Raw genomic sequence first — 12,033 nt, forward strand, 5'->3', positions numbered from 1 at the left:
CCGTCAATATAAAACCCGCGAGTGTCCCTGCGGATCGACCGTGTACGACCAGGGTCGGCGGAGCGACACGGCTTTACACGCCCTATGGGACGAACCGGTATGTTCGAATCAGGCGCGGTCGTGGCGGCGGCGCTCGAAGCGGCCGGCGCGTCGCTCGAGCCGGCACAGACGCAGCCCAACGGGGTCGACCTCACCGTCGGAGCGGTGTTCACACAGACTGGTCGGGGACGGATCGGCCGCGACGAGAAGCGCGTCGGCGGCCGGTCCGCGGTGGAGCCAGACGACGGCTGGTATCGACTCGAGGCCGGGACGTACGTGGTCCGGTACGGCGAGCCCGTCCGGATTCCGTCCGGCCACGTCGGATTCGTCCTGCCGCGGTCGACGCTGCTCCGGAACGGCTGTACCCTCGACACCGCGGTGTGGGACGCGGGCTACGAGGGCGTCGGCGAGGGGCGCCTCGAGGTGGGACATCCGATCGATATCGAGGCGGACGCACGGCTCGCCCAGCTCGTGTTGGCACACGCGGACCACGAGGGGACCTACGACGGGACGTACCAGGGCGAGAACCGCTAGCGGCTCGCGACGTCGGGAACGGGTGAGGAGCCGATCACTCGGCGCGCCACGCGTCGCCGACGCGGTCGAGTCCCATCATGTGCTCGCCCGGGTGTTCGGTGAACACAACCTTGGCGTTCGGTCGGGGGACGTCTAACTCCGAGACGGCGTGTTCCATCACGTCGACGGCGAACGCACGCTTGGTCTCGAACGGGCGACCACCCCGAATCTCCGCGTCGAGGAACACGAGCGGGCCGTCGACGCCCCGGCCGATGGCCATCGCCGACGGCGGGAGTTCGGCTATCGAGACCGCGACGTGGTCCGGGCTCGTCTCCATCGTCGTCGCGTACGCGTCGATGAGGAACGCGGTGGTCGACTCGCGCGCGGTGGGGGTAAGCGAACACGTCGTCGAAAGCTGTAACAGCGGCATACGGAACGCTCGTCGGTCAGAGAGTTGGCTGTATCGGTGTGTATGGACCAGTCGGTCGTCGTCGTGGAAACGAACGGCCCGGCGTGCCGGGAAAAGGTGGCACGCCGGGCCGTTCAGTAGGTCCCCGCTGACGCTTCGGCCCTCCAAGCGAAGCGTCGAGTAGACGAAGATGGTAGATCCACTTAACGGTGCCGGCTCACGGAGAGAGCGGCTCGGTGCCGGAGACGTACGCGGCGAGATCCGAGGTGGTGATGATACCGATCGGGAGGCCGTCGTCGACGACCGGCACGTGGTGGATGCCGCGTTCGATCATCGTGGCGGCGACCGCCGAGACCGGGTCCTGGGCGGTCGCCGTGACCGGGTCGGTCGTCATGTAGCGTTCGACGGTCGTCTCGGCTTTCGGCTGGCTGCGCGCGACGATCTCGACGAAGTCCGTGCTCGTGAGGATGCCGAGCAGCCGGTCGCTCTCGACGACGAGCACGGAACTGATCTCGTTGTCGAGCAGCGTCGCGGCGGCCGCCTCGACGAGCGTGTCCGGTGTCACCGTGTGGAGGTCGGTGCTCATCAGCCGCGCCACGAAGATGTCGTCGATGTCGTGCATACGGGCCACTCCCACTCGTCGCTGTATAAGCGTTCGCATGGGAGCGAGTACCGAGCGGGCGGACGAAGATATCACTCGAACTGCGAGAGTCCGGCCTGCCGGCGCGGCCCTGCGTCGGCGTCGGCGACCCACGCAGAGTGCGACGCGCGGAGCCGATCGCGGTCGAGCGGCGGCGGCGACGCGGACGCGAAGGCCGGACAGTCGCCGCCGCACTCGCGGCTCGGGTCGACGACCCGGTCGAAGTGTCCACAGTACGGGCGGCCGTCTGTGGTCGTCTGTGCGTGTGTACACGCCGGCGGCGACGGGCGCCACCCCTTGCCGTAGGCGCGCTCGCCGATCCGGCGGCGCTTCCGCGTCTTCGCGGCAGGAGCGACGAGCGAGACGTCGGTTCGAAGCGCCCGTTCCTCGCGTATCTCGACGCCCGGCTCGGCGGGCGAGAGCGGCGTCGCCTCCCGAACGACGTCGCGATCGCCGGTCTCCGCGTCGAATCGCCAGACGCCGACCGGATCGGGGATCCGGTTGAGGTGGGCGCGCGTGACGTACGAGGCGGTCGCGAGCACGACCGTATCGAACAGGCCGAGCGCGACGTCGTAGCGGAGCTGTGCCGCGAGGTCGCCCGGCTGCCCGAGGTCGGGCTTGTTCTCGATCGCGGTGAGCGATCCGATCCAGTCGGTGGGGTATCGGGCGGTCGCTCGGACGACGTCGCGGCCGTGTCGCCGCTCGCGTTCGAGGTAGCCGGCGTCGACGGCCGCGTCGACGACGTCGGTCGCGCGCTCCGGCGAGCAATCGAACGCCTCGGCGACGGGGACCGCCTCACCGGGGCCGACCGCGGCCTCGATCGCGGTCGCCGGGATCCGGTCGGGACTGATCGCCGCGCGGGCGTCGAAGTCGGGGCCCGGTCGTAACACACAGACGTCGACGATTCGCGCCCCCGGGCGGGTGACGCCCGAGCCGAGCTGACGGGCGACGACACGGTCTGGCGATTCGAGGGCCGCACAGAGGGCGAGCTCGAACCGGTACTCCATGCGACTGCGAGGGGCGGCCGACGCTAAAGTCCGTCGGCGGTCGAAACGGGTATTCGGCACGGCGGCGAAGTGGGCGCATGCGCCCGGTCACCCGGAACCTACTGGTCGCCATCGGCGTGGTCACCCTCGCGCTGCTCGCGTTGGGCGCGCTCCCGAGTTACCTCGGCAGCGGCGAGCCGTACCACCTCACCGTCGAGCCGGCCGAGCGCGACGGGCCGGCGGTGAACGCGACCGGCCTCTCCGAGCGTCGATACCCCTACCTCACCGGGGCGTTCGCGAGCGACGAGGGTCGATCGATGTCCTACCAGCGCGGGCCGTTCGGGCTGAAGGAGTCGTTCACGCACAGTCCGTTCGACGAGGTCGACGCGCTCGCCGCGCGCGGGCCGAACGCCACCGTCGGCGACGGCGTGCGGATCGAGCGAGACGGCGAGACGTACCTGGTCGCGATCGACCGAGGTGCCGCGTGACCGACGAGGCGGGCGGCCAGTCGGACGACGCGCGGTCGGAGACGCAGCGGGCCGCGGCCCTGCAGTCGCTGTCCGCGTTCGACGACGGGAGAAAGCACTCACTGCCGGGTGAACCCGAGTGGCCGGTCGAGGAGGTCGTCGTCGAGTACGACGCCGGCTGGTACGTCGGCGGGTACGACCTGGTCGTCCAGCCGGACGGGTCGACAAAGCGGTACTACTGGGCGGAGCTCCCGCCGGCGACGGTCGTGATCGCCGTCGCAGACGGACAGGTGCTGTTCGTCGAACAGTACCGGCCGACCGTGCGGAACACCCAACTCGAGCTTCCGGCGGGGATCGTCGAGGCCGGCGAGTCGTACACCGTCGCGGGCGCGCGCGAGCTCGCCGAAGAGACCGGGTTCGACCCCACCTCGACGACGCTACTGCAGGAGGTGTGGTGTTCGACCGGGGTGTTGCGCCACCGGCGCGGCTACGTCTTCGCGACCGGCTTGGAGCCGGTCGACGTCGACCACGACAGCAACGAGTTCCTCGTGCCGCGGACCGTGCCGGTCGAGGAGGCGCTCGCGATCGCCCGCGACCCACCGACGAACGACGCCACGCTCGAGGGGCTGTTGCTGGCCGCTCACGAAGGCGTATTATAACGGGGTGAACCGGCTTTACGCTGATCGTTCGATCGCTTGACGGAGTACAATCAGACGATCGTCTACTTCGGCGGGCGAACGGGGAGGTATTAGTCGCTCGAGCACCACGTACTGGTATGAGCCAACACGTCGACGAGTCGGTACTGCTCTCGGAGGACCCGCCGCTCGACCTTCGCCTCTCCGAGGCGGAACTCGAGCGGACTCGCGAGCGAATCGTGTCGTTCATCGCCGACGTCGTCGACGACGCCGGCGCCGACGGGGCCGTCTTGGGACTCTCCGGCGGCATCGACTCGACGCTGACCGCCTACCTCGCCGTCGAGGCGCTTGGCGCGGACGGTCTCCACGCGATGACGATGCCGACTGCGGTGAACGACCCGGCCGTGATGAGCGACGCAGAGCGGGTCGCAGCCGACCTCGACGTCGAGTACGACGTCGTCGAGATCCAGCCGATAGCCGAGGCGTTCTTCGACGCGCTGCCCGGTCCCGCATCGGATCGGATGGCCCGCGGGAACGTGTACGTCCGGACGCGTGCGGTGTGTAACTACTTCGTCGCCAACGCGGAGAATCGGGTCGTGCTCGGCACCGGCAACCGCGCGGAGGCGATGACCGGCTACTACACCAAGTACGGCGACCAGGCGGTCGACTGCAACCCGATCGGAAACCTCTACAAACAGCAGGTTCGCCAGCTGGCAGCACACGTGGGCGTCCCACGCGATCTTGTGATGCAAGAACCCACCGCGGGGATGTGGGAGGGACAGACCGACGCTGACGAGCTCGGACTCGACTACGACACGGTCGATGCGATCCTCGCGCTCCACGTCGACGGCGGGCTCTCGCGGTCGGCGACGGTCCGCGAACTCGACGTCCCCGCGGCGGCCGTCGACCACGTCGTCGAGCTGTACGAGGCGAGCAAACACAAGCGGGCGATGCCGCCGGCACCGTCCCGGTGAACGAACTCGGCGGTCCGGAGCGCGTCTAGGAGCACCAGAGCGCGTCTAGGAGCACCAGAGCGCGTCTAGAAGCTCCGGAGCGACTCGATCACGTCGTGTGCCGAGCCGTCGTCGATGGCCGCACGGGCGGCCTCAATGCCGTCGTCGATCGAATCGACGTCTTCGCGAGCGTAGATGCGGAGGGCCGCGTTGAGCGCGACCGCGTCGGCGAACGGTCCGTCTCGCTCGCCAGCGAGGACCGCCTCCGTGATCGCAGCAGAGTCGCCGGCGACGTCGCCGACCGCGAGGTCGTCTTCTTCGAGGTCCATCCCGTAGGCGGCGGTCTCGATGTCGAAGTCGTCGAAGGTCGCGGCGTCGCTCCCGCCCGCGCCGGCGGTCCACTCGGCGACCTTCGTGTAGCCGGGTCGGACGTCGTCGTACCCCTCCATTCCCTGGAACATCAGCACGCGGTCGAGGTCGTGGAACGTGCTCTCGGTGAACGTGTCGACCACCTTCTTCGCGAACGCGAGGTGGTAGAACGAGCCGAGGTGGACGGACGCCCCGGCGGGGTTCGCCAGTGTCTCGATGGTGTTGATGAACGTCCGGACGCCCATCTGATCGCGGCGGTCGAAGAGCGCGTCGACCTCGGGGTTGAACGCGGGCTGGTAGTAGAAGCCGAAGCCGGTCTCGTCGACCATCGCGGCCGAGTCACGCGGCGTCACCTCCGTCGCGACCCCGAGTTCGTCGAGGACGTGTTTGTACGCGTCCTGTTTCTGGGTCGGAACGCGGTCGCCTGAGTGGACGACGACCGGAGTGCCCGCGGCGGCCGCCACCGCACCGGCGGCGACGCCGAGGATGGCAGTTCGGCCCTTGCCGTCGTAGTTCGCCCCGCAGTCGACGGGGTCGACGTCGGGTTCGGCGTACTCGACGCGGTCGCACATCACGTCGACGTACGCGCCGAGCTCTTCGGGCGTGTTGCGCTTCCAGCGGTTCGAGAGCCAGAACGCCCCGAGCGTCGTTGGGTCCGGCTCCCCGGCGAGGATTCGTTCGAACGCCTCCGTCGCCTGCGCGCGCGTGAGGTCGTCCGCGGACTTGTGCCCGGAACCGCACACCTCGGTCATCAGCCGCTTCAGCGGCCAGTCGCCGAACTCCTGCGTCGCTTGCGCCATACCGTCCGTTCGGCTCCTCGAACGAAAAGCCTCCCGCTCGAGTCCCGTCCGCCGGGAACGGGTGTGGCGTGTGATCGCTCCGCACGTATTCTGACACCTCGGTAGCGAATGCGACTTGAGTACGACGATCGGGTGAGTAGCGTCCAAAAAGTGACGATAACGCACAGATATTTCCGATACTATTATATGAACGCCTATCTAACTGATAGACGAACCCAATGACGTCCACATCCGTGGCGACCGCGTTGACGCTGTATCGCTCCCGCACACTGACGCTCGAACAGGCGGCGACGATCGGCGGCTGTTCTGTGGCACAGCTCGAGGCGAGTGCCGAGGCGTTCGCGCCGGCCGCCGCGACGCGGGCCGCCGACGACTGAGGCGTCGCATTCGAGACCCTCCGCTCGGGTCGGGTCTCTGGATACCCGGCAGCCTGGTGGCCGTGACGTCTCGCCACACCCTCCCCAGTGCGTGTATAGCGGTGACGGCGCAAGCGATGCGACCACGTGACACCCGGGCGCTGTTTGGCCACGCCCTCCCGGGGCGATTCTGTACGTTGTCGGTGAATGCGTAAACGAGACGACAGTGCGACCGCCGGACGCCAATTACCGCCACACCCTCCCCAGCCGATTCGCTCTCGTACGTGTGTGGTGGACGTATGACCGAGACGCCCGCGCGACCGCCGGACACCAGTTACCGCCACACCCTCCCCAGCCGATTCGCTCTCGTGCGTGTGTGATGGACGTATGACCGAGACGCCCGCGCGACCGCCGGACACCAGTTACCGCCACACCCTCCCCAGCCGATTCGCTCGGTCGCTGCGCTCCCTCGCTCATCCCTCGCACGCGCTCGCGAGCCCGCCTTCGGCGACCTCGCGAGGCGCGCGCCACCGCGAGACCGGTGCTCTGGTCGACCGCGTTGGGGCGCGACAGCCGTTGGTGGTGGGTCAGGAGGTCTCGATTCCGTCACGGCGACCGCGTTCCGGTGAGTCCGCCACAGTCGTGACCGAACACCACGGTCGCGTCGTGCCGCCGGTCGAGCTCACGGAGACGGCGGCGGCTCGCCCGCCACTCGGTCTCTCCCCACAAGAAGTCGCCACCCGGCGGGATGCCCGCCTCGTCGTTCGCCGGGAGCGCGGCCTGGTCGCTGGTGAAAAGTAGCGTCTCCGCCTCGAGGTGGAACATCCCACCGATCGTACCGGGCGTGTGTCCCGGCAGGTGGACGAACGCGAAGTCGGTGAAGTGGGTCTCACGGTCACGGGTGAGCGGAACCCAGTTCAGGTCGCGGTCGAAGTCCCCTCGGAGGTACCCACCGTCGCCGGCACCGGCGACCGCGTCGTAGTACGCGAACTCGAGCTCTCGCTCGTGGACGTACACCGGCGTTCTGGTCCCCTCGAACCACGCCAACCCGCCGGCGTGGTCGACGTGGAGGTGGCTCTGGACCACCGCGTCGACGTCGTCGGTCTCGAAGCCGGCAGCCGCGAGGTCGTCGTCGAGCCGATGGTCCGCGGACGCGGACGGATAGAACGCCTCACAGAGGTCGTCCGGCCAGTGACCCGCCGCGGCCGCGTGGTGGATCCCCGGGTCCCGGAGTATCGTCGCCGCCGGGTGCTCGATGACGAACGCGTGAACCGGGAGGGCCCCGTGCTCGAGTTCGGGGCGCTGTTCGCCGTGTGTTGCCCGGGTGTGTCCCTCGGGCAACGAGTTCTCATCACACCGCAGTTCGCCTCGATCGATGACGTGGACCGTGGCGTCGACCATCGGCTGGCAACGGGACAGCGCCGGGTAACCCGTTCGGGCCACCTCGAACCGCCAGCAGGCGGCCCCACCCGAAACGAGGGGGTCACGCGAGGAGGCGCACACCGACCGGTCGAACGTTCGGCGGCACCGATCGACCGCCCCCGAGGGGACGAACGGAGCACTCCCGTGTGGTACGGACGCCTCAGTGATCCGTTTCGCCTCGAGATCGACCGTCCGGCGCAACCGACCCGATCCGTCCCGACTGCACGGTGGCGCGCGCCTCGCGAGCCGCGAAGCGTGCTCGCGAGCGCGTGCGAGGGATGAGCGAGGGAGCGAAGCGACCGAGCGAATCGGCTGGGGAGGGTGTGGCGGTAATTGGCGTCCGGCGGTCGCGCGGGCGTCTCGGTCACACACCCACCAACGACGTATGCGAGCGAATCGGCCCGGGAGGATGTGGCGGTAACTGGTGTCCGGCGGTCGCGCGGTCGTATTCGTCACAGAGCCACGCACACATACACACGGAATCGGCGCCCAAGGGCGCGGCTGAAACGAGCGTCCGGCCGTCGTGTGGTCGTCGGCGTCAGGCCGCGTCCCGCACGCCCGCGTCGTCGAGGGTGATCTCGGTCACCTCGACGATGCGGGCGTCATCAAGCAGCGTCTCGACGGCCGCCTCGGGGACGGCCTGGTCGAGGTTGTACACGGTGAGCGCCTCGCCGCCCTGCGTCTCGCGGGCGTTGAACATCCCGGCGATGTTGACGTCGTGTTCGCCCAGCACGGTCCCGATGAAGCCGATCACACCCGGCTCGTCGGTGTTGCGCGCGACGAGCGTGTGGCCGTACGGGACGGCGTCGACCCGGAAGCCGTCGATGCGGACGATGCGCGGGTCGTCGCCCGCGAACAACGTCCCCTCGACCGCGAGCGACTCCTCACCGTTGTGGACGGTCACCCGCACCAGACTCTGGAAGTCTTCTGTCTGTCGCGTCTTCGACTCGGTCACCTCGATGCCGCGCTCGTCGGCGAGCCGCGGCGCGTTCACCGCGTTCACCTGCCACTCGAGGGGCTCGAAGACGCCTTTGAGCGCCGAGGCGGTGACAAGTTCGACGTCCTCGGCGGCGATGTCGCCCTCGTAGGTCGCCTCCACGCTCGTGATCCGTCCGTCGAGCAGCTGTGCAGCCACCCGACCGGCGGTCTCGGCGACGTCGATGTACGGCTCGATCCGTGGGAACGCGGTCTCGTCGACCGAGGGCGCGTTGAGCGCGGTGAGCACCGGCTCTTCTGCGAACGCCGAGCGCACCGCCTCGGCGGTGTCGACGGCGACGTTCTCCTGGGCCGCCTCCGTCGACGCGCCGAGGTGTGGCGTGACGACGACGTCCTCGACGTCGAGAAGCGGCGAGTCGGCCGGCAAAGGCTCCGTGGCGAACGAGTCGAGCGCGGCACCGGCCACGACGCCGTCGTCGACGGCGGCCGCGAGCGCCTCCTCGTCAACGATCCCACCGCGCGCGCAGTTGATCAGGTACCCCCCCTCGAGCTGTGCGAGCTCGTCGGCACCGATCATTCCTTCCGTCTCGGGCAACAGCGGCGTGTGGACCGTCGCCACGTCGGCGCGGGCGAGTGCCTCGTGGAGGTCGTCAACCAACTCGGCACCGAACTGCTCTGCGCGCTCCGGAGAGATGTAGGGGTCGTAGACGACGAGGTCCATCCCGAGCGAGTCGAGCCGCTTTGCGACCTCCTGGCCGACGCGACCGAGCCCGACGATGCCGAGCGTCTTGTTGTTGAGCTCGGTGCCGAGGAACGCTCCTTTCGCCCACTCGCCGTCCTTTAGTCGAGCGTGCGCCTGTGGGATCGACCGCGCGACCGCGAACGTCATCGCGACCGTGTGCTCTGCGGCCGCCCGGACGTTCCCTTCGGGGGCGTTGGCGACGATCACGCCGTGGTCGGTCGCGGCCTCGATGTCGATGTTGTCGACGCCGATGCCGGCCCGCCCGACGATGACGAGGTCCGACGCCGCCTCGAACACCGCCTCGGTCACCTCGGTGCCAGACCGAACGATGAGCGCGTTGGCGTCGGCGACCGCCTCCAGCAGTGCGTCCCCCTCGACCTCGTAGTCCGTCTCGACCGTGTGCCCGGCGTCCGCGAGCCGGTCGAGGCCCGCGTCGGCTATCGGATCCGTGACGAGTACCTTCATGCCAGTATCGACCGGCGGCGCGAGGTTAACGCTTTCTTCATCGCAGCGTTTTGCCACCCGCGTGCAGTCGTCGGATTCGCTCCGCATTCTGCGGTACGCACCGCCGCGATGACCGATCAAAACTGTCTGTTCGTCCACTGATGTCGGGGCGATGTCGACACCGCTCGTCGTCTTCTGGCGGGCACACTCAGGCGCTCGTCGCGTTCCGTGGCTCCGGGCTCGGGGTGGACTCGTTCGACGGTCCCTGGGTCGCGTTCGTCTCGCCCGGTACCGGCGCGGTCGGCGTCGGTGCGCCAGCCTGCGGTGTCACCGCGCGCGAACCCTCCCGATCGTTCTCCACGAGGAAGTCGGCGAGGTTGCCGATCAGCGCGTCGTTGTCGACGCGCTGGGTGTTCTCCGGCACGAAGACGTCGCTGTCGCCGACCACGACGACGCCGTCGTCGCGGGCGAGCACGGGCGCGTCCGTTGCCGCCCGCGTCGTCGACAGCTGGCTCCCCTCGATCGGCCGGAGCACGTCGCCGTCGGTGGCCGCCGTGTCGACGGGGGTCACCGTCTCGAACATCGCGCGGTCGACGCCCTCGGTCAACGACGCGTCCCCGGTCGGCTCGGCGTACACGCGCTGGTAGTTCAGGTCGTTCTCGACCATGTTGTACACGTATCCCGGACCCGAGGTGGTGCCGAGTCGACCGTCGAGTGCGGCCGCGCCGGGCGCGTCGAAGCCGGCGCTGGGCTCCGTCGCGACGATCAGGTGTCCCCCCGACTCGCGGAACGACTCGATGTCGTCGAGGGCGGCCGCCGAGTAGTCGCTACGGAAGGTGACGAACGCGTCTGCGTTCGCGAGCTCCTCGCCGAGCGGCGACGACTCGTCGCCGGTCGACGGCCCGGCGGTCGGAGTCGGCCGCGACGAGTCGGGCGTGTACACCCGAACCTCGTGGCCGTTCTCGAGGAGCACGTTCGCCAGCGGCCGGACGTTCCGAGCCGTGACCTCTGGGCCGCCGAAGCCGAGCAGCGCGAGCGGGCCGGCCGGCTGGTCGGTCGACGGCTCGACACCCGGGTCGAAGACGACGGTTTGGGTCGGCGCATCGCTCGACATCTCGATGGTCGCCTCGCCGGGGGTCCGGTCGTTCACCAGGTCCGCGTTGGTGTAGTGAGCGTTCGCTATCTCCGGTGCGGGAGCGGCCCCGTCGCCGTCGACGAATCCGACGACCGCCGCTCCAGAGACGACGGTCGCGAACGTCACGACGAACGCGACCGCGAGTGCAGGCAGTCGGTTCACGCGCGCTCACCTCCGTGGGGCGAGCCAAGGGCGTTCGGATCCGCCACCGCCTCGGCGCTAGACGCCGCCGTGTCGGCAGTGCTCGCTCCCGTCTCCGTCGTCGGAATGTCGCTTCCCGCGACCTGTGCGACCGTGTCCACGTGCGGTACCGAACCGAGGTGGACGTACGCGAGCCCCATCGGCTCGACCTCGCCGTAACCCGGGTCGGTCGCGTAGACGGCGACGACCTGCGCGTCGGTTCGGACCAGTATCGGGAACCGACCGTCCGGGCCGGTCTCGCGCGTGTCGACCCGGTAGTCGCCGAGTTCGGCCCGGGTGGCGGCCTCGTGGACCGCCTCGGTGAGCGACCCGATCTCGTCGGCGTACCCGTTCTCGACGGCCTCCGTGCCGAGGTAGACGTCGGCTTCGGCGACCTCCGCGCGGGAGAGTTCGAACTCCTCGCCGCGTTCGGCCATCATCGCGTTCACGAACGTGTCTGCGAGCGTCTGTTGACGCGCCCACCCTTCGATCTCGTTGGTCCCGACCTTGTCGGGGCCGCTCGGCCCGGCGACGGGTGCCCGCGGCGCGGGCGCCGGAGCGTTCAGCCCGACGCTGCCGACGACCGACGTCGGGAGGACGTAGATGTCGTCTGCGGGGGCCATCGCGTAGTAGCCGCCCGACGCACTCGTCGCCTGCACGCTCGCTATCACCGGCATCGCTCGGCTGGTTCGTTGGACCGCCTTGTACATCCGTTCGGACGCCGCCGGTGCGCCGCCGGGCGTGTCGAGTTTCAACACCACCGCGCCGACGGAGTCGTTGGCGCGTACCTCGGCGAGCTCCGACTCGACGTCGTCGGCGAGCCCGGCGGTGACCGGCCCCTCGATCTCGACGACGGCGACGGTGTCGCCGGTGTCGCTGGCGGCGCCGTAGACGCTCGGTGCGACGACGACCCCGAGGAGGGCGGCGGCCACCACGACGGCCGCGAGCTGTCGCCGTGGCGTCACTGCTGTAGAGCGCTCGTCGGTTGCCATTCGCGCATCGACCCA

13 protein-coding genes are annotated in these 12,033 nt (G+C 69.3%); 5 read left to right on the forward strand and 8 right to left on the reverse strand.

The window, feature by feature from the left end:
• The first annotated feature begins 99 nt into the window (after positions 1-99).
• Complete coding sequence (locus ACNTAO_RS08065) at positions 100-573, forward strand: deoxyuridine 5'-triphosphate nucleotidohydrolase (RefSeq protein ID WP_435161472.1); 474 nt, start codon at positions 100-102, stop codon at positions 571-573.
• A 34-nt stretch (positions 574-607) separates the two neighbouring features.
• On the opposite strand, the gene ACNTAO_RS08070 is transcribed toward ACNTAO_RS08065, so the two are convergent.
• The 3 genes from ACNTAO_RS08070 to ACNTAO_RS08080 form a co-directional block, all read right to left on the reverse strand.
• The gene (locus ACNTAO_RS08070; RefSeq protein ID WP_435161473.1) at positions 608-982 is read right to left on the reverse strand and encodes a tautomerase family protein; all 375 of its coding nucleotides are present in this window, start codon (positions 980-982) and stop codon (positions 608-610) included.
• A 196-nt stretch (positions 983-1,178) separates the two neighbouring features.
• Positions 1,179-1,583 (reverse strand): CBS domain-containing protein, encoded by a 405-nt coding sequence (locus tag ACNTAO_RS08075; RefSeq protein WP_435161474.1) that lies wholly within the window; start codon positions 1,581-1,583, stop codon positions 1,179-1,181.
• Positions 1,584-1,654: 71 nt separating this feature from the next.
• A complete protein-coding gene (locus ACNTAO_RS08080; protein ID WP_435161475.1) occupies positions 1,655-2,608 on the reverse strand; it encodes a DUF5787 family protein in 954 nt (317 codons plus the stop codon).
• Between the two features lie 77 nt (positions 2,609-2,685).
• Here ACNTAO_RS08080 and ACNTAO_RS08085 point away from each other — a divergent pair, with 77 nt between their 5' ends.
• The 3 genes from ACNTAO_RS08085 (at position 2,686) to ACNTAO_RS08095 (ending at position 4,663) form a co-directional block, all read left to right on the forward strand.
• The gene (locus ACNTAO_RS08085; RefSeq protein WP_435161476.1) at positions 2,686-3,075 is read left to right on the forward strand and encodes a hypothetical protein; all 390 of its coding nucleotides are present in this window, start codon (positions 2,686-2,688) and stop codon (positions 3,073-3,075) included.
• Positions 3,072-3,713: an NUDIX hydrolase gene (locus ACNTAO_RS08090; RefSeq protein ID WP_435161477.1), complete on the forward strand. Its 642-nt coding sequence runs from the start codon at positions 3,072-3,074 to the stop codon at positions 3,711-3,713. Before ACNTAO_RS08085 ends, ACNTAO_RS08090 begins: the two co-directional genes overlap by 4 nt.
• Before the next feature lie 116 nt (positions 3,714-3,829).
• Positions 3,830-4,663 (forward strand): NAD+ synthase, encoded by an 834-nt coding sequence (locus ACNTAO_RS08095; protein ID WP_435161478.1) that lies wholly within the window; start codon positions 3,830-3,832, stop codon positions 4,661-4,663.
• A gap of 65 nt (positions 4,664-4,728) precedes the next feature.
• Here the strand turns inward: ACNTAO_RS08095 and ACNTAO_RS08100 are convergent, their stop codons facing one another.
• Complete coding sequence (locus ACNTAO_RS08100; RefSeq protein WP_435161479.1) at positions 4,729-5,811, reverse strand: anthranilate phosphoribosyltransferase; 1,083 nt, start codon at positions 5,809-5,811, stop codon at positions 4,729-4,731.
• 218 nt (positions 5,812-6,029) lie between these two features.
• On the opposite strand from ACNTAO_RS08100, the gene ACNTAO_RS08105 reads away from it, so the two are divergent.
• Positions 6,030-6,188 (forward strand): DUF7317 family protein, encoded by a 159-nt coding sequence (locus tag ACNTAO_RS08105; RefSeq protein WP_435161480.1) that lies wholly within the window; start codon positions 6,030-6,032, stop codon positions 6,186-6,188.
• 585 nt (positions 6,189-6,773) lie between these two features.
• On the opposite strand, the gene ACNTAO_RS08110 is transcribed toward ACNTAO_RS08105, so the two are convergent.
• From ACNTAO_RS08110 to ACNTAO_RS08125, 4 genes are all read right to left on the reverse strand, one after another.
• On the reverse strand, positions 6,774-7,568 hold the full coding sequence (locus ACNTAO_RS08110) for an MBL fold metallo-hydrolase (RefSeq protein ID WP_435161481.1): 795 nt from the start codon (positions 7,566-7,568) through the stop codon (positions 6,774-6,776).
• A 559-nt stretch (positions 7,569-8,127) separates the two neighbouring features.
• Positions 8,128-9,732 (reverse strand): phosphoglycerate dehydrogenase, encoded by a 1,605-nt coding sequence (gene serA, locus ACNTAO_RS08115; protein ID WP_435161482.1) that lies wholly within the window; start codon positions 9,730-9,732, stop codon positions 8,128-8,130.
• Between the two features lie 187 nt (positions 9,733-9,919).
• On the reverse strand, positions 9,920-11,008 hold the full coding sequence (locus tag ACNTAO_RS08120; protein WP_435161483.1) for a DUF4350 domain-containing protein: 1,089 nt from the start codon (positions 11,006-11,008) through the stop codon (positions 9,920-9,922).
• Entirely contained in the window at positions 11,005-12,018 is a 1,014-nt protein-coding gene (locus ACNTAO_RS08125) for a S49 family peptidase (protein WP_435161484.1), read from the reverse strand. The genes ACNTAO_RS08120 and ACNTAO_RS08125 overlap by 4 nt, the downstream gene beginning before the upstream one ends.
• Positions 12,019-12,033 lie beyond the last annotated feature (15 nt).

Source organism: Halorubrum zhoui, from assembly GCF_051194155.1.
Lineage (GTDB): Archaea > Halobacteriota > Halobacteria > Halobacteriales > Haloferacaceae > Halorubrum.